Raw genomic sequence first — 16,169 nt, 5'->3', positions numbered from 1 at the left:
GTATTGTCCCAGTTCAGGAGGCATTTTCGTGGTTCCCACGCCGATCACCAACGACCGACCGTCCACGGATTCAGGCTTAGAACCCAATCCGGCGATCAGGTTGATAGTGACCGCCAAGACGACCGCGCCCAGCAGATAGGACAGCAGCGCGTGGCGCAACACCGTGGCCCTGATCGATGTCAATCCGATCTCGGTGTCCGACACCTGAAAGGTCATGCCGACGGTGAAGGCGACATACGCGAAGTCCCGGAAGCGGGGCCGCTCCGGGTCGTGGAAGTTGATGCCGCCCGGCTCGCCCGAGTAATAGAGCCGGGCGTAGTGCACGGTGAACAGTGTGTGCACGGCGAACCAGGATGCCGCGACGGTCAGAACGCCGAGCACCGCGGCTTCTATGGCTCCCGGTCCCGAGCGCGACGCAGCGGCCACCACGTAACCGACGCCGCCCAGGCTCGCGACGCTTGCCGACACGATGAGCGCGTCGGATGCCCACCGGGTGGGGTCCTCGCGGGTCGCATATCTGCAGGTTTGGTCGGCATCCATTCCGCCCAGGATCAACCGCGTCCACACCACATAGACACTCGCGGCAACCACCCAGCCGGACAGCGCGAATCGCCAGCCGACGGTGTTACCCACCACAACAGCGACGACAACTCCGAGCGCGGCCGCAACCACTATCCGAACCGCGACCGTGTCGCGGAACAACACAACGAGGGATTTCACAACCCCGACCTAAGCATGCGCAGGCATCGTCGCCGTAGCAACGGCCAAACGCGCGCTCAGACGGCCGTTACAATGTGTCGGGACATAGGTTGTGTTGCGCGGCCTGTATCAGCATCCGGCCGGTACCGGCATCATTCGGGCTCAACTGTCCAACCAACTGATCAGGTGACTCGCCCAAATGCAGTCTGTTGCAAGCCATATAGCCTTGCGCCACCAGCACGCCGTCGGGCATCTGCTGACCTCCGACCGACCAGCCTCCGAAGCCGTTGGATCGAAGTTCGTTGAGAAATCCTTGATCGTCGGCATGAGCCGACGGCGCGCCGATTAACCCGACTGCCAGACCAGCCGCGGCGATAGTTCCGAATACAAGCTGCTTTCTCACGGTGCTATCTCCTGCTCGGCCGAACAATGACGTGACCGTAACAACCGCCATGCCCGTCGAGGGCTGCTCGGCAAAAATCGCAGCTCAGCCGGCATGCGCGTTTAGTCTCCCAGCATGGACCGCATCTTCCAGTGGGTATGGGACCGGTACGGGTCGAGATACTCATGGGCGCTCTGCGCCTTGATGTATCCGTTGTCGCTGCCGGTCTTTCTGCTCTGGTCGTTCGTCATTGTGGCCTTCGAAAGATCCGGTCACTACGGTCAAGCGGCCGCCTTCACGGTTGTCGCCGTCCTGGCGCGGGCGTACGTGCTGGTTCTTCCTGGATTGAAGGGGATGCGCCCTATCGAGCAGTGGGCCGCGGGCCGTGCGGTCGATCCCGCGACGGCATTGGCCGCCACATACGCCTACGCTCGGCGGGCGGTTGGCCGGACAGTTGGGTCCGACGCGGTGTGGACTGCTCTGTTCATGGTCGCCCTTGGTGCGATCGCCGGGGCAACCGGGCCGCGGCTGGTCCAGTACGCGATCCTGGGCGTCGCGAGCGGAGTTGCCAACATGCTGATTGCAGTGCACAGCTTCGCTGAAGGCGCGTTGCGGCCTGCTCGAGCCGCCATCGCGGGTGACAGCGGGATCGGTGACCCCCTGCCCCGCGCTCGCCCGACGTTCGCCAATTGGACGAACCTGTCCATGATCATGACGGCGTTCGCGTTCGGCCTGTCGAGCGCGATACTGGCAGCCGTGTTAGACCTGGCCAGGTACGGCCCCGCGCTCGCCGTGGCGATCGCGTGTGCGCTAACGCTGACCGTCGCGATACCGATTGCAGTGGCCGCCTCGTTCGCGCCGGCGCTGCAACCGATTCGCGACCTCGCCGAAGGCACCAAACGCGTTGCGGCCGGCGACTACAGCCGACGCCTGCCGGTGGTCCAAGACGACGACCTCGGAGCGCTCGCCGCATCGTTCAACCGCATGCAGGCCGGATTGGCTGAGCGGCAACGACTTCAGGCCGCGTTCGGCACCTACGTCGACCCGGCCCTTGCCGCGCGGCTACTCGAACAGGGCGACGACATCTTCACCGGCGAGCGCCGCGAGGTCACCGTGATGTTCGTCGACATCCGCGATTTCACCCCGTTCGCCGAGGCGAACACCGCCGAGGACACCGTCGCCCGGCTCAACGCCCTGTTCGAAATCGTCGTGCCCGCCGTCGTCGACGCCGGTGGCCACGTCAACAAGTTCCTCGGCGACGGTGCACTGGCAGTCTTCAACGCCCCCAACGAACTTAGCCAGCATGCCGACGCGGCCGTGGCCGCGGCGGCGCTGATTCATCGGCGCGTAGCCGAACGGTTCGGCCGCGAACTGCGGATCGGGATCGGCATCAACACCGGTGTGGTGATCGCCGGAACCATCGGCGGCGGAGGCAAGCTCGAGTTCACGCTGATCGGCGACACCGTCAACGTCGCCGCCCGCGTCGAGCAGCTCACCAAGACCACCGGTGACGCGATCCTTCTCACCCAGCAGGCAGTCGACGCCCTGGCTTCTCGACCACTCGGACTGGCCGACAGAGGATTTCACGCGCTCAAGGGCAAGTCCGCTGCCGTGCAGGTGTTCGGCCTCGACCCGGCGAGCGACCCGATTGCGTCCGCGCGAGCAGACTAAGCCGTGCGGCGGATCCCGCGCGAGCGGCCCAAGTCGCGCTTGAGCAGCACGTCACGCTCGGTCTCCGACAGCCCGCCCCAAATGCCGTACGGTTCGCCGACTTCCAGCGCGTGGGTGCGGCACTGCTCGATCACCGGGCAGCGCCGGCACAGTTCCTTGGCCCGCCGCTCGCGTTGAATGCGAGCACGGCCGCGTTCGCCGTCGGGATGGAAGAACACCGACGAATCCACACCGCGGCAAACACCCTGCAGTTGCCATTCCCAGATATCCGCGTTGGGGCCCGGTAGCTGTTCCGGCTGTGGCATGGAAATCCCTCTCTACACGCGCATGTGGGGGCCAGTTGTGATCATGTGAATCGTCAACTGATTCGAGCGATGTCGCCGATGACTACCCGTCGGCATAAAGGTAGGGGTGCGGATGAAATTCCGTCAATAGCAGCGCAAGCTGCCGAATAACTAACTGTGCCTTGAGAATTTACTTTTCGTTCATCGCTGCGATGCTATTGCCGAGGGTGCCGCGTGCTACTGCGAACTCGCTCTATCTCGCGATTTGCCTGTTCGCGCCGGGGCCGGATGGCATCGTTAATTTCCGATGTGGGCGCAACGGTTAATATCGCCGTAACGCAGAAACCACAGACTTTTAACTAATGCTCACAGTGATTGATATCTCTTCCGATCCAACGGTCGAGGCAACCTTGGCCGCGGCCGCATTCGGCGACCAGCCCGGTCGCTGGCCGCTGCCGACCGCCCGGACGCCGCAGCAACTCTGGCTGCGCGCGATCGCCGCGGGCGGGCAGGGCCGCTATGGGAATGCCCGGAGCGACTTGGCAACGCTACTCCGCCTCGCGCCGACGGGTCGGCTCGCCTCGCTGGCGCACAGCACGCAGGGGTCGTTTTGGCGCCAGCTCGGCTGGCACGGGCTGGCCCGCGGCTGGGACGGTCGCGCGTCAACTCTCGCCGGCGACGACCCCGAGGCGGCGGCTGACGCGCTGATCGGCCTGGCCGCCGACGCGCTGGGCATGGGTCGCTTACACGCGTCGGTGGCATTGCTGTGCCGTGCCGAGCCGCTGGCAAAAGAGGCCGCCGTGCACCGACAGCAGGTGCGCCACGCGTGGGTCGCCGCCGAGCTGGCGATGGCCTCCGGCGACGGCCATACCGCTGTCAGGCACGCTGAAACCGCAACCGAATTGGCGGCCTCGGGCGGATCGAGGCGACATCAAGCCAAGAGCGAGGTGGTGCTGGCCGCGGCGCTGTGCAGCGCCGGGAACGTCGAAAAGGCGCGCGCCGTCGGCGACGCCGCGCTGCAGACCACAGCCAAGTTGCGGCTGGTGCCGCTGCGGTGGGCGGTGGCGTGCTTGCTCGTCGACGTCGGAAGCGCAACGCGCACAACGCAACAGCTGCGCGACATCCGCGACGCGTGCGCCGAGGCGGTGCGCCACGCCGGGGGCGCTTGGAGCGCGGGCTAACCCGGAAACCGCGTCACGGCCCTTATGGTTTAGCTGTGCCACCGCGCCGGGCCACGTCCGGTTCGTAACGTTGGAGATGCCGCGGTCGATGACAATCCAAGAAGAACGTCTCGACGCTGTTGTCGCTGACGCCGTGGCAGGGGATCGGGACGCGCTCCGCGAAGTGGTGGAGACGATCCGCCCGATCGTCGTTCGATACTGCCGCGCGCGGGTGGGCACGGTCGAGCGGGGCGGCCTCTCGGCCGACGATGTGGCGCAGGAGGTGTGCTTGGCGGCCATCACGGCGCTGCCGCGCTATCGCGACCGCGGACGCCCCTTCCTGGCCTTTGTGTACGGCATCGCCGCGCACAAGGTGGCCGATGCGCATCGAGCCGCCGGCCGCGACCTTTCGTATCCCGCGGAGTCGCTGCCGGAGCAGCGGTCGGTCGAGGCGGGACCTGAGGAAATGGCGCTCGAAGCCGATTCCGTCACCCGGATGAACGAACTGCTCGAGGTGTTGCCGGACAAGCAGCGCGAGATCCTGATCTTGCGCGTGGTGGTCGGGCTGAGCGCCGAGGAGACCGCCACCGCCGTCGGCACCAGCGCGGGCGCTGTCCGGGTGGCGCAGCATCGCGCGTTGGCGCGGCTGAAGTCCGAGATCGTCGCGGCGGGACGTGACTATGCCTGATTTCAGTCAGCCCGACCTGGCCGCGGTGGCACGCACCGATCGGCTGCTCGACGCCCTCGCGACCCGGCGCCCGGTCGACCTCAGTGAGCCCGGCGACGAGGCGCTGGCCGTGCTGCTGGCGGAGTGGCGCGACGACTTGCGGTGGCCGCCGGCGAGCGCACTGGTGTCGGACCGAGAGGCGGCGGCGGCGCTGCACCAGGGGCTGGCCGAGCGGCCGCCCAGCCGGCGCCGCCTGGCACTGGCCGGGTCGGTGGCCGCGGCCGTGCTGACGCTCGGCGGGTTCGGCGCCATGGTGGGCGGCGCCCAGCCCGGCGACGCGCTCTTCGGCGTGCACACGATGTTGTTCGGTGAGCCTCAGTCGGTGCATGACGACCGCGTCGAGTTGGCCGCCAAAACCGAGATCGAGCAGGTCCAGCAAATGATCAACCAGGGCCAGTGGGATCAGGCCCAGGACAAGCTCGCGGCGCTCAGCACCAGCGTGCAGAGCGTCAACGACAGCACCCGTAAACAGAATCTGATCGACCAGGTGAACCAGCTGAACGCCAAGGTATCCACCCGGGATCCGAATGCGACGGCTGCCCCCAGCTCGACGGCGAATCCCGTTGTCGCACCGGCAACATCGGCGTCCACGACGTCGGTGAGCGCTTCGGAGTCCAGTTCTGAGACGACGACTTCGACGACGTCGTCCCCGACGGCGACGACCACGTCCACTCCGACGCCTTCGGAGGCCGTAACGACATCGCCGACCTCGCCGAGCGCCACGACCCCCTCGTCCACAGCCGCGGCAACCACTACGCCCAGCCAACCGACATCCTCGGGGTCGACGTCCACCATCCCCTGACGGGGTTGCATGGCGATGCAGTTCATCACGCATCATGATGCGTCCGCGTGGGTACCATGGTGTTATGCGCACCACCGTGGTGCTCGATGACGATGTAGCCGCCGCAATCGAACGACTACGTCGTACCGGAATGGGCCTCAGCGAGGCCCTGAATTTTCTGGCACGTCGCGGCATGGTCGACGAAAGCGCCACGACCAAGGCCGCCACGTATCAGCACCGAACGTCGAAGATCGGGTTGAAGGTGGACATCACAAACGTCGCGGATGTGCTTGATCTCCTCGACGATGATCGTTGACGCGAACCTGTTGCTCTATGCGGTGGACGAGAGCAGCAGGCATAACAAAGCGGCTGCAGCCTGGCTGGAGGAAACGCTTCACGGTGATATCCGAGTGGGACTGCCCTGGCAGACCATCGGAGCTTTCCTGCGGGTCGTCACGCATCCGCGAGTTACCGAGAACCCACTTCCAGCCGCCGACGCGTGGAGGTACGTCGAAGATTGGCTCGCAATTCCCGTGGTCTGGATTCCACCCGCGACGGACACCACCGCACGGGTTTACGCGAGACTGTGCGCACAGGTCGAGATCACCGGCAATCTTGTCCTTGACGGACAGCTGGCGGCGCTCGCGATCGAGCATGGGGTCGAATTAGCTTCTGCGGACGCAGATTTCACCCGGTTTCCTGGCCTTCGTTGGACCAATCCGTTGGCCGCGTGACTCAGCGGCGCCCGTGGAACCCCTCGGTGTCCGACGTCGCCTCGTTGAGCGAAGCGTCGGCGTACCCGCGGCAGTAATCCCACGTGACGTAGGCGTCCGGCTCGGGGTCGTAGGCCGGCTCGTGCGGACGGACGGTGCCGTCGACCAGCAGCTGCAGGAGGTTGGCCCGCAGCATGTCCCAGTCGTGGTAGTGGTCCTGCTGACATTCGTCGCAGCACACCACCAGGCCGCGAATTCCCTTGTGCGCCAACAAAGCCTCGTAGACCGCCAGGTCGGCCAGGTCGGCTTCCACCGCCATCCGCTCCTGAGGGTCCAGCGGTTGACCCGGCTCGACGGCGTCCAGCGCTGCCGACGGATCGCACGGGTCGTCGGCAAACGGATCGGGCGGCAAACCCGGTGGAAGGTAGTCGCGCACGTCTCCACATTACGCAGCCCCACAGGCATCGCGCCAGCGGATCACCGGCCCCCCGGCGCGCGTCGCCGCGGGTGCCGGGCGAGCCGATAGGATGGGTTTCTCACTCCGCCTGCGTATGGAGGACCCGGCGATGTCCACCGACGACCTCATTGTCAGCCCGTACGCGCGCGTCGGTGGGATCCCCGAGGACGCGGTGCCCACCGGTGGCGACGATCCGCACAAGGTCGCGATGCTGGGCCTGACCTTCGACGACGTGCTGCTGCTACCGGCGGCCTCCGATGTGGTGCCGGCCACCGCCGATACCTCCAGCCAGCTGACCCGCAAGATCCGGCTGAAGGTGCCGCTGGTCAGCTCGGCGATGGACACCGTCACCGAGTCGCGGATGGCGATCGCGATGGCCCGCGCCGGCGGCATGGGCGTGCTGCACCGCAACCTGTCGGTGGCCGACCAGGCCGGGCAGGTCGAAACCGTCAAGCGTTCCGAGGCCGGTATGGTCACCGATCCGGTCACCTGCCGGCCGGACAACACGTTGGCCGAAGTCGACGCGCTGTGCGCCCGCTTCCGGATCTCCGGCCTGCCGGTGATCGGCGACACCGGCGAGCTGGTCGGGATCATCACCAACCGCGACATGCGCTTCGAGGTCGACCAGTCCAAGCCGGTCTCCGAGGTGATGACCAAAGCCCCGCTGATCACGGCCCAGGAAGGCGTGACCGCCGACGCGGCCCTGGGTCTGCTGCGCCGCCACAAGATCGAGAAGCTTCCGATCGTCGACGGCCGCGGCCGGCTGACCGGGCTGATCACCGTCAAGGACTTCGTCAAGACCGAGCAGCATCCCAACGCCACCAAGGACAGCGACGGTCGGCTGTTGGTCGGCGCCGCCGTCGGCGTCGGCGACGACGCCTGGGTGCGCGCCATGACCCTGGTCGACGCCGGTGTCGACGTGCTGGTCGTCGACACCGCGCACGCCCACAACCGGCTGGTGCTCAACATGGTCGGCAAGCTCAAGGTCGAGGTGGGCGAACGGGTCGAGGTGGTTGGCGGCAACGTCGCCACCCGATCGGCGGCCGCCGCGCTGGTCGAAGCCGGCGCCGACGCGGTCAAGGTCGGGGTGGGCCCCGGATCCATCTGCACTACGCGGGTGGTCGCCGGCGTCGGCGCCCCGCAGATCACCGCGATCCTGGAAGCGGTGGCGGCCTGCGGCCCGGCGGGTGTGCCGGTGATCGCCGACGGCGGGCTGCAGTACTCCGGCGACATCGCCAAGGCGCTGGCCGCCGGGGCCTCGACGACCATGCTCGGGTCGCTGTTGGCCGGCACCGCCGAAGCGCCCGGCGAGCTGATCTTCGTCAACGGCAAGCAGTACAAGAGCTACCGCGGGATGGGATCGCTGGGTGCGATGCAGGGACGCGGCGAGGGCAAGTCGTACTCCAAGGACCGCTACTTTCAGGACGACGCGTTGAGCGAGGACAAGCTGGTCCCCGAGGGCATCGAGGGCCGGGTGCCGTTCCGCGGGCCGCTGGCGACCGTGATCCACCAGCTCACCGGAGGCCTGCGCGCCGCGATGGGCTACACCGGGTCGGCCACCATCGAAATGCTTCAGCAGGCGCAATTCGTCCGCATCACCGCGGCGGGCCTCAAGGAAAGCCACCCGCACGACATCACGATGACCGCCGAAGCGCCCAACTACTACGTGCGGTGAACCGATCGAGAAGGGTCGCTCATGCGTGACATGGTCGAGATCGGCATGGGCCGCACCGCCCGCCGCACCTACGAGCTCGCCGACATCAACATCGTGCCGTCCCGGCGCACCCGCTCCTCCCAAGACGTCTCGACGGCGTGGCAGCTCGACGCCTACCGATTCGAGATCCCCGTCATCGCCCACCCCACCGACGCGCTGGTGTCCCCGGAGTTCGCCATCGAGCTGGGCCGGCTCGGCGGGCTGGGCATACTCAACGGCGAAGGGCTGATCGGCCGGCACGCCGACGTGCAGGCCAAGATCGCCCAGGTCATCGAGGCAGCCGAGAAAGAACCCGAGCCGTCGGCGGCGATCCGGCTGCTGCAGCAGCTGCACGCCGCGCCGCTGGACCCCGAGCTGCTGGGCGCCGCGATCGCCCGCATCCGCGAGGCCGGGGTGACCACCGCGGTGCGGGTCAGTCCGCAAAACGCCCAGGCGCTGACCCCGTCGCTGCTTGCCGCCGGGGTGGACCTGCTGGTCATCCAGGGCACGATCGTCTCCGCCGAACGCGTCGCCAGCGACGGCGAGCCGCTCAACCTCAAGACGTTCATCGCCGAACTCGACGTGCCGGTGGTGGCCGGCGGGGTGCTCGACCATCGCACCGCGTTGCACCTGATGCGCACCGGCGCGGCCGGCGTCATCGTGGGCTACGGCTCGACGCGCGGTGTGACCACCAGCGACGAGGTGCTCGGCATCAGCGTGCCGATGGCCACCGCCATCGCCGACGCCGCCGCCGCCCGGCGCGAATACCTCGACGAGACCGGCGGCCGCTACGTGCACGTGCTGGCCGACGGCGACATCCACAGCTCCGGCGAGCTGGCCAAGGCCATCGCCTGCGGCGCCGACGCGGTGGTGCTGGGCACGCCGCTGGCCGAGGCCGCCGAGGCGCTGGGCGACGGCTGGTTCTGGCCGGCCGCCGCCGCGCACCCGTCGCTGCCGCGCGGCGCGCTGCTTCAGGTCGCGATCGGGGAGCGCCCGCCGCTGCGGCAGGTGCTCACCGGCCCGTCCGACGACCCGTTCGGTTCGCTGAACCTGGTCGGCGGCCTGCGCCGGTCGATGGCCAAGGCCGGCTACTGCGACCTCAAGGAATTCCAGAAGGTCGGCCTGACCGTCGGCAGCTGAGGGCTAGGCTGGCCGGGTGGAACCGGATTACGACGTCCTGATTATCGGTTCGGGTTTCGGGGGCAGCGTCACGGCGCTGCGGCTGACCGAGAAGGGCTACCGAGTCGGCGTGCTCGAGGCCGGCCGCCGCTTCGCCGACGACGAGTTCGCCAAGAACTCGTGGCACCTGCGCGAGTTCCTGTGGGCGCCGAAGCTGGGCTGCTACGGGATCCAGCGCATCCACCTCCTGCAGAACTGCATGATCCTGGCCGGCGCCGGGGTCGGCGGCGGATCGCTGAACTACGCCAACACGCTCTACGTCCCGCCCGATCCGTTCTTCAACGACAAGCAGTGGAGCGGCATCACCGACTGGCGTGCCGAGTTGATGCCGCACTACGAGCAGGCGCAGCGGATGCTCGGCGTGGTCACGAACCCGACCTTCACCGACGCCGATCGCGTGGTCAAAGAGGTCGCCGACGAGATGGGGGTGGGCGACACGTTCGTGCCGACCCCGGTCGGCGTGTTCTTCGGGCCCGACGGCACCAAGGCGCCGGGCAAGACGGTGCCCGACCCATACTTCGGTGGCGTCGGCCCCGACCGCACCGGCTGCCTCGAATGCGGATCCTGCATGACCGGATGCCGCTACGGCGCCAAGAACACCCTGGTGAAGAATTACCTCGGCCTCGCGGAAACCGCTGGGGCACAAGTCATTCCGATGACCACCGTAACCGCGTTCGAGCAGCGGCCCGACGGGATCTGGGAAGTTCGCACCGTGCACACCGGGCGCTGGGTGCGCCGCAAGCGGCGCACCTTCACTGCCAAGTATCTGGTGCTGGCCGCCGGGACGTACAACACCCAGAAGCTGCTGTTCAAGATGCGCGACAAGGGGAGGCTGCCCAAGCTGTCCGAGAGGCTGGGCGAGTTGACCCGCACCAACTCCGAATCGATCGTGGGCGCCGGGCGCCTGGAGGTCAGTCCCGACCTGGACCTGACCCACGGGGTGGCGATCACGTCGTCGATCCACCCGACGTCGGACACCCACATCGAACCGGTCCGGTACGGCAAGGGGTCCAACGCGATGGGCCTGTTGCAGACGCTGATGACCGACGGGCCCGGCCCCGAAGGCACCGACGTGCGGCGCTGGAAACAGCTACTAGAAAACGCCCGGAACGACCCGCGCGGCACGCTGCGGCTGCTCAACCCGCGGCGGTGGAGCGAGCGCACGGTGATCGCTTTGGTCATGCAGCATCTGGACAATTCGATCACCACGTTCACCAAGCGGAACAGGCTCGGCATTCGCCGCTATGCCAGCAAGCAGGGCCATGGCGAACCCAACCCAACGTGGATCCCGGTCGGCAACGAGGTCACCCGCCGGATCGCGAAGAAGATCGACGGCGTGGCCGGCGGCACCTGGGGCGAGCTGTTCAACATCCCGCTCACGGCGCACTTCCTGGGCGGCGCGGTGATCGGCGACAGCCCGGAGCACGGCGTCGTCGACCCGTATCAGCGGGTCTACAACTACCCGACGCTTTCGGTGCACGACGGCGCCGCGATCTCGGCGAATCTCGGTGTCAACCCGTCGCTGTCGATCACCGCGCAGGCCGAGCGGGCCGCGTCGCTGTGGCCCAACAAGGGCGAGGACGACCTGCGTCCGCGCCAGGGTGAGCCGTATCGCCGGCTGGATCCGATCGCGCCGAAGAGCCCCGTGGTGCCCGCCGACGCGCCCGGCGCGCTGCGCTGGCAGCCCAGCGAGCCGACCCGCTCCGCGGGTTAGCTTGCGACTGCCTCCAGGGGCGCGCCGCTGACAACCCGGCTGCGCTGCCCGTGCACGTCGACGGGCACGTCGCCCATCAGCGTGACCCGGTGCATGAGGCGGTGCTGGTCGTCGTAGTCGTCGACGGCGCGGTGCTGGGTGGCCCGGTTGTCCCAGATCGCGACGTCGCCCGGTTCCCAATTCCAGCGGATAGTGTTCTCCGGCACGGTGATTCGCCGTTGCAGCAACTCCAGCAGCACGTGTGACTCGTAACTGTCCACGCCGAGGAAGCCACGCACGAAATCGCCCGCGACCAATGTTCGTTCGCCGGTCTCCGGGTGTACCCGCACCACCGGATGTTCAGTGCGAAAGTCAATCTGCTCGAATGCTTCTCGCAGCGCACGCTGCTGGTCGGTCAGCGCTGCCGGGGCGGCGGCGTAGTCATAGCGATTGCTGTGCAGCGCCCAGAGATTCTCCGCGAGGTGCTTGAGCGGTTCGGGCAGTGCGGTATAGGCGGCCGCGGTGGAGGCCCACAGCGTCGAGCCGCCGTAGCCCGGCAGGGTGACGGCGCGCAGGATCGACGCCGCCGGGTAGTTCGCCACGAATGTCACGTCGGTGTGCCAGCGGTTGGCCTTGCCGTAGTCGGAATCGATCGGCGTGATGACGGGCGCATTGTCCGCCTTGATCGCCGGGTGGCCGATCGGAGTGCCCAGCAGCCGCGCAAATGCGAGCTGCTCGCTGTCATCGAGGTGCTCCTGGCCGCGGAAGAAGATCACCTTGTGGCGCAGCAGCGCCTGATGAATCGCATCGGCCGCGTCGGCGTCGAGGTCGCCGCTCAGGCGCACCCCGTCGATCCGCGCCCCGATGCGGCTGCCCAGCTTGGTCACGTTCAGAGTCATTGAAGTCGTCCTCTCGATCCGACGTGTAGTCATCTGACTACACCAAGGTATGCGCTACTGTAGTCGCATGACTACAGCCGGGTCAAGGGCCAAAAAGGAGCGGCCGCCAGTCGGTCGCGAACAGGTGGTGGCCGCCATCCTGGACGCCGCGTCGGATCTGTTCGCCGAACGCGGTCCGGCGGCGACGTCGATCCGCGACATCGCCGCTCGGTCGAAGGTCAACCACGGCTTGGTGTTTCGCCACTTCGGGACCAAGGAACGACTGGTCGGCGCCGTGCTCGACCACCTGGGTGCCGGCCTGACCGAGCTAATGGAGAACGGGGCGAGGGCCGAGGACATCGACCGGGCCGTCGACCGGCATCTGCGGGTGATGGCCCGGACGCTGCTGGACGGCTACCCGGCGGGGCAGCTGCAGACCCACTTTCCCACCGTGGCGTTGCTGCTCGAACGGGTTCAGCCGCAACACGACAGCGACCGAGGCGCTCGCCTGGCGGTGGCCAATGCCGTTGCGATGCAACTGGGTTGGCGGCTCTTCGAGCCGTTTCTGCGTTCGGCGGCGGGCATCGACGACATGCCCGAGGCGGACCTCAAGAATGCCGTCGGCGCCGAGGTCGCCCGGATTCTCGAACCGCACTGACCGTCGTCAGCTCTGCGGGACCGTCGTGCGCACCCGGGCCAGCGTGCGGCGGTGGGTGGGCTCGCGGCCCGGCGGCTGAGACGGCGGCGGCAGCAGCGGCTCGCAGGGATGCAACTCGATGGTCGTCGGCGACTCGGTGCTGAGCTCGATGTCCTCGCCGGCGTGCCGGATGGTCAACGTCCCGTCGGGCCCGTCGCGCAGGGTGTAGGTGACGTCGTGGTGGGTGATGCTCACGGTGAGCCGAGATCCCCTCCAGCGCAGCCGAAATCGCAGACGCGCGATTCCGTCGGGCAGGTGCGGGTCCAGTGACAACACGCCCTCGTCGTCGCGCAGGCCACCGAATCCGGCCACCAGCGCCGTCCATGCGCCGGCCAGTGACGCCATGTGCAGGCCGTCGCGGGTGTTCGCGTGCAGGTCACGCAGGTCGATCAGCGCCGCCTCGTAGGCGTAGTCGTGGGCCAGCTCGAGGTGTCCGACGTCGGCGCACATCACCGACTGGGTGCACGCCGACAGCGACGAGTCACGCACCATGCGCCGCTCGTAATAGTCGACGTTCCGCGCTTTCTGCTCGCGGGTGAACGCGTGGCTTTGCCATTGCATGGCCAACACCACGTCGGCTTGCTTGATCACTTGCGCCGGGTACAGCCGCACATACGGCGCGTGCAACAGCAACGGATAGCTGGTGTGCCCCTCAAAGTCCCACTCCGCCAACGTGGTGAAGCCTTCACACTGCTGGTGCACACCGAGTTCCTCGTCGTAGGGGATGTGCGCGTCGTCCGCCGCGGCTCGCCATGCGGCCATCTCCTCGGTGCTGACACCCATGTCGTGCGCGGCCAACGGGTGACGGGCGCACGCGTCGGCGGCGACCCGCAGATTGTGCGCCGCCATCAAATTCGTGAAGACGTTGTCGCGGACCACCGCGGTGTACTCGTCGGGTCCGGTGACGCCGTCGAGATGCCAAACACCGTGCCGGTCATGGTGTCCCAGCGACAGCCACAGCCGCGCGGTTTCTACCAACACCGTCAGCCCGCACTCCGCCTCCAGCGAATCGTCGCCGGTGACAATGCGGTACCGCTCGAATGCCATTGCAATGTCGGCGTTGACATGCCAGGCCGCCGTGCCGGCCGGCCAGTAGCCCGAGCACTCCTGACCGCGGATCGTGCGCCACGGAAATGTCGCTCCTTCGAGGCCGAGTTCGGCCGCCCGCTCCTTGGCCAAATCCATGGTGGATGCACGCCAGCGCAGCGCATCGGCCGCGGCGTACGGCGCGGTATAGGTGAGCACCGGTAAAACGAAACCCTCGGTGTCCCAAAACGTGTGCCCGTCGTAGCCGCTGCCGGTTAGGCCCTTGCCGGGGATCGCGCGACGTTCGGCACGCGCGCTGGCCTGCAGCACGTGGAACAACCCGAAGCGCACGGCCTGCTGGATGGCGGGGTCACCTTCGACTTCGACGTCGGCGCTGTCCCAGAACTCGTCGAGATATTTGCGCTGGGCATCCAGCAGGCCCTGCCATCCGCTGTAGCGGGCGCCGGTCAACGCGGCCGCCGCCTGATCGCGCAGCGCGGGCCGCGAGCGCAGACTCGACCATCCGTAGGCCAGGTACTTGACGATGCGCAGCTTCTGGCCGGGACGCAGCCCGCAGATCACCGTGGTGCGGGCCACGTCCGCCCGGGCCTCGGTGGACACCTCGACTCGGCCCGGCACGTCGACCTCGTGGTCCATCACCGCGGCCATCATCAGTTCGCTGGCCTTGGTGCGGTGCATCAGCAGCGAGCGGTGTTCGGTGTGCTCGTGCTCGACCGGTTCCAGCGGGTGTTCCAGGATGGCCGCCACCCGCGGATCCCCGGATGTCTGCGGCTGGTCCTCGTTGGCGACGAGTTCGGATTGCACTGTGACACGGACGAATTCGTCGAGCGCCTCGACGACGTACTCGATGGCCGCGACGCTGCGCTGGGCCAGCGACACCAGTCGCGTCGACGTCACTTTCACCTGCTTGTCCGCCGGTGAGCGCCAGTGCGCGCGGCGGATGAGCGTGCCGGCCCGCAGGTCGAGGCATCGTTCGTGGTCGATCAGCTGGCCGTAGCGCACGTCGAACGGCTCGTCGTCGACCATCAGCCGGATGAGTTTGCCGTTGGTGACGTCGACGACGGTCTGGCCGGCCTCCGGATAGCCGTATCCGGCCTCGGCGTAGGGCAACGGGCGCACCTCGTAGAACGAGTTCAGATAGGTGCCCGGCAGCCCGTACGGCTCGCCCTCGTCGAGGTTGCCGCGCAGCCCGATATGGCCGTTGGACAACGCGAACAGCGACTCCGATTGCGCCAGCACGTTCAGGTCGAGGCGAGTTTCGCGGACCTGCCAGGGTTCGACGGGGAAGGCTTCCTCGGTGATCATGGTCGGGCCTTACAGCAGATCGGCCAGGTCGGTGACGACGACGTCGGCGCCGTTGCGGCGCAAGTCCTCGGCTTGGCCAACTCGGTCGACGCCCACCACGAAGCCGAAGTTACCCGCCCGCCCGGCCTTCACCCCGGACAGGGCGTCCTCGAACACGGCCGCGGCGCCGGGCTCGACCTCGAGTAGCTCCGCTGCCCGCAGAAACGAGTCGGGCGCCGGCTTGCCGGCGATGTGCTCCTCGCGCAGCGTCACCCCGTCGACGCGCTGTCCGATGAACCGGTCCAGCCCGGTGATCTCCAGTACGTCGCGGGTGTTGGCGCTCGACGACACCACCGCGGTGGCCAGCCCCGCGCCGGCCACCGCCTCCAGATAGCGCCGCGACCCGTCGAACACCTGGACGCCGTCGTTGTGCAGCGTCTGCTGGAACGCCTCGTTCTTGCGGTTGCCCAGGCCGTGCACGGTCTCGGCGTCGGGCGGGTCGTCGGGATCGCCGTCGGGCAGCTCGATGCCGCGGCTGGCCAGAAACGACCGCACGCCGTCCTCGCGTTTCTTGCCGTCGACGTATTGGCGGTAGTCGCTTTCGGGGTCGAACGGGACGAACTGCTCACCGGTTCGCTCGGCGCGACGTTTCAGAAACTCGTCGAACATGGCCTTCCAGGCCTTGGTGTGCACGCTCGCGGTGTCGGTGAGAACACCGTCGAGGTCGAACAGACACGCGCGCACTGTTTCCGGCAAACCCAACACAGCAGACCCCCCTTTCGTCGGCCGTTCGCTACCACTTCAGCATGCTCGGGGACGTGCGA

At 67.6% G+C, this 16,169-nt stretch carries 16 protein-coding genes and 1 pseudogene; 10 read left to right on the top strand and 7 right to left on the bottom strand.

All coding sequences use genetic code 11. The features are described from left to right. Positions 1-75: 75 nt before the first annotated feature. Positions 76-720 (bottom strand): annotated as a pseudogene (locus AWC14_RS21050) (DUF1345 domain-containing protein); the annotation flags it as partial. Positions 721-787: 67 nt separating this feature from the next. Next, positions 788-1,102: a DUF732 domain-containing protein gene (locus tag AWC14_RS21045; protein ID WP_057003435.1), complete on the bottom strand. Its 315-nt coding sequence runs from the start codon at positions 1,100-1,102 to the stop codon at positions 788-790. 114 nt (positions 1,103-1,216) lie between these two features. Between AWC14_RS21045 and AWC14_RS21040 the strand changes: the two genes are divergently transcribed. Beyond that, positions 1,217-2,752 (top strand): adenylate/guanylate cyclase domain-containing protein, encoded by a 1,536-nt coding sequence (locus AWC14_RS21040; protein WP_045384901.1) that lies wholly within the window; start codon positions 1,217-1,219, stop codon positions 2,750-2,752. Here the strand turns inward: AWC14_RS21040 and AWC14_RS21035 are convergent. After that, positions 2,749-3,057 (bottom strand): WhiB family transcriptional regulator, encoded by a 309-nt coding sequence (locus AWC14_RS21035; protein ID WP_045384897.1) that lies wholly within the window; start codon positions 3,055-3,057, stop codon positions 2,749-2,751. The genes AWC14_RS21040 and AWC14_RS21035 overlap by 4 nt on opposite strands. 341 nt (positions 3,058-3,398) lie before the next feature. Between AWC14_RS21035 and AWC14_RS21030 the strand changes: the two genes are divergently transcribed. From AWC14_RS21030 to AWC14_RS21010, 5 genes are all read left to right on the top strand, one after another. Beyond that, complete coding sequence (locus AWC14_RS21030; RefSeq protein WP_045384896.1) at positions 3,399-4,217, top strand: hypothetical protein; 819 nt, start codon at positions 3,399-3,401, stop codon at positions 4,215-4,217. Between the two features lie 88 nt (positions 4,218-4,305). Next, positions 4,306-4,884, top strand: a complete 579-nt coding sequence (locus AWC14_RS21025; RefSeq protein ID WP_045384907.1) for a sigma-70 family RNA polymerase sigma factor — start codon at positions 4,306-4,308, stop codon at positions 4,882-4,884. Beyond that, positions 4,877-5,725 (top strand): anti-sigma-D factor RsdA, encoded by an 849-nt coding sequence (locus AWC14_RS21020; protein WP_045384895.1) that lies wholly within the window; start codon positions 4,877-4,879, stop codon positions 5,723-5,725. Before AWC14_RS21025 ends, AWC14_RS21020 begins: the two co-directional genes overlap by 8 nt. Positions 5,726-5,789: 64 nt before the next feature. Beyond that, complete coding sequence (locus AWC14_RS21015) at positions 5,790-6,020, top strand: hypothetical protein (RefSeq protein ID WP_045384894.1); 231 nt, start codon at positions 5,790-5,792, stop codon at positions 6,018-6,020. Then, positions 6,010-6,438 carry a TA system VapC family ribonuclease toxin gene (locus tag AWC14_RS21010; RefSeq protein WP_045384893.1) on the top strand — a complete coding sequence of 143 codons (429 nt, stop codon included), beginning with the start codon at positions 6,010-6,012 and terminating at the stop codon, positions 6,436-6,438. Before AWC14_RS21015 ends, AWC14_RS21010 begins: the two co-directional genes overlap by 11 nt. Position 6,439: 1 nt before the next feature. On the opposite strand, the gene AWC14_RS21005 is transcribed toward AWC14_RS21010, so the two are convergent. After that, positions 6,440-6,853: a DUF5319 domain-containing protein gene (locus tag AWC14_RS21005; RefSeq protein WP_045384891.1), complete on the bottom strand. Its 414-nt coding sequence runs from the start codon at positions 6,851-6,853 to the stop codon at positions 6,440-6,442. Positions 6,854-6,968: 115 nt separating this feature from the next. On the opposite strand from AWC14_RS21005, the gene guaB reads away from it, so the two are divergent. The 3 genes from guaB to AWC14_RS20990 are packed head-to-tail and all read left to right on the top strand — an operon-like array spanning position 6,969 to position 11,460. After that, on the top strand, positions 6,969-8,549 hold the full coding sequence (gene guaB, locus AWC14_RS21000) for an IMP dehydrogenase (RefSeq protein WP_045384904.1): 1,581 nt from the start codon (positions 6,969-6,971) through the stop codon (positions 8,547-8,549). Between the two features lie 30 nt (positions 8,550-8,579). Further along, positions 8,580-9,707 (top strand): GuaB3 family IMP dehydrogenase-related protein, encoded by a 1,128-nt coding sequence (locus AWC14_RS20995; protein WP_142281784.1) that lies wholly within the window; start codon positions 8,580-8,582, stop codon positions 9,705-9,707. 16 nt (positions 9,708-9,723) lie between these two features. Then, positions 9,724-11,460, top strand: coding sequence for a GMC family oxidoreductase N-terminal domain-containing protein (locus AWC14_RS20990; RefSeq protein ID WP_045384887.1), 1,737 nt, complete (start codon positions 9,724-9,726; stop codon positions 11,458-11,460). Here the strand turns inward: AWC14_RS20990 and AWC14_RS20985 are convergent. Next, a complete protein-coding gene (locus AWC14_RS20985; RefSeq protein WP_045384886.1) occupies positions 11,457-12,338 on the bottom strand; it encodes a TauD/TfdA dioxygenase family protein in 882 nt (293 codons plus the stop codon). The genes AWC14_RS20990 and AWC14_RS20985 overlap by 4 nt on opposite strands. Positions 12,339-12,405: 67 nt before the next feature. Between AWC14_RS20985 and AWC14_RS20980 the strand changes: the two genes are divergently transcribed. Continuing rightward, entirely contained in the window at positions 12,406-12,975 is a 570-nt protein-coding gene (locus tag AWC14_RS20980; protein ID WP_081968358.1) for a TetR/AcrR family transcriptional regulator, read from the top strand. Between the two features lie 6 nt (positions 12,976-12,981). Here AWC14_RS20980 and AWC14_RS20975 read toward each other — a convergent pair whose 3' ends face one another. Further along, positions 12,982-15,366, bottom strand: a complete 2,385-nt coding sequence (locus AWC14_RS20975) for a glycoside hydrolase family 65 protein (protein WP_045384884.1) — start codon at positions 15,364-15,366, stop codon at positions 12,982-12,984. Between the two features lie 9 nt (positions 15,367-15,375). Further along, complete coding sequence (locus AWC14_RS20970) at positions 15,376-16,110, bottom strand: beta-phosphoglucomutase family hydrolase (protein ID WP_057003436.1); 735 nt, start codon at positions 16,108-16,110, stop codon at positions 15,376-15,378. Positions 16,111-16,169 lie beyond the last annotated feature (59 nt).

It is taken from the genome of Mycobacterium kyorinense, assembly GCF_002101735.1.
Classification (GTDB): Bacteria; Actinomycetota; Actinomycetes; order Mycobacteriales; family Mycobacteriaceae; genus Mycobacterium; species Mycobacterium kyorinense.
The sequence above is the reverse complement of the archived record's forward strand: the minus strand, read 5'-3'. Positions and strand labels throughout refer to the sequence as shown.

Bases quoted from the DNA above. Each gene is read 5' to 3' on its own strand.
- AWC14_RS21010 (WP_045384893.1), top strand. From the start codon at position 6,010: ATGATCGTTGACGCGAACCTGTTGCTCTATGCGGTGGACGAGAGCAGC.
- AWC14_RS20980 (WP_081968358.1), top strand. From the start codon at position 12,406: ATGACTACAGCCGGGTCAAGGGCCAAAAAGGAGCGGCCGCCAGTCGGT.
- AWC14_RS21020 (WP_045384895.1), top strand. From the start codon at position 4,877: ATGCCTGATTTCAGTCAGCCCGACCTGGCCGCGGTGGCACGCACCGAT.
- AWC14_RS21040 (WP_045384901.1), top strand. From the start codon at position 1,217: ATGGACCGCATCTTCCAGTGGGTATGGGACCGGTACGGGTCGAGATAC.
- guaB (WP_045384904.1), top strand. From the start codon at position 6,969: ATGGAGGACCCGGCGATGTCCACCGACGACCTCATTGTCAGCCCGTAC.
- AWC14_RS20975 (WP_045384884.1), bottom strand. From the start codon at position 15,366: ATGATCACCGAGGAAGCCTTCCCCGTCGAACCCTGGCAGGTCCGCGAA.
- AWC14_RS20985 (WP_045384886.1), bottom strand. From the start codon at position 12,338: ATGACTCTGAACGTGACCAAGCTGGGCAGCCGCATCGGGGCGCGGATC.
- AWC14_RS21015 (WP_045384894.1), top strand. From the start codon at position 5,790: ATGCGCACCACCGTGGTGCTCGATGACGATGTAGCCGCCGCAATCGAA.
- AWC14_RS21025 (WP_045384907.1), top strand. From the start codon at position 4,306: ATGACAATCCAAGAAGAACGTCTCGACGCTGTTGTCGCTGACGCCGTG.
- AWC14_RS21035 (WP_045384897.1), bottom strand. From the start codon at position 3,057: ATGCCACAGCCGGAACAGCTACCGGGCCCCAACGCGGATATCTGGGAA.
- AWC14_RS20995 (WP_142281784.1), top strand. From the start codon at position 8,580: ATGGTCGAGATCGGCATGGGCCGCACCGCCCGCCGCACCTACGAGCTC.
- AWC14_RS21030 (WP_045384896.1), top strand. From the start codon at position 3,399: ATGCTCACAGTGATTGATATCTCTTCCGATCCAACGGTCGAGGCAACC.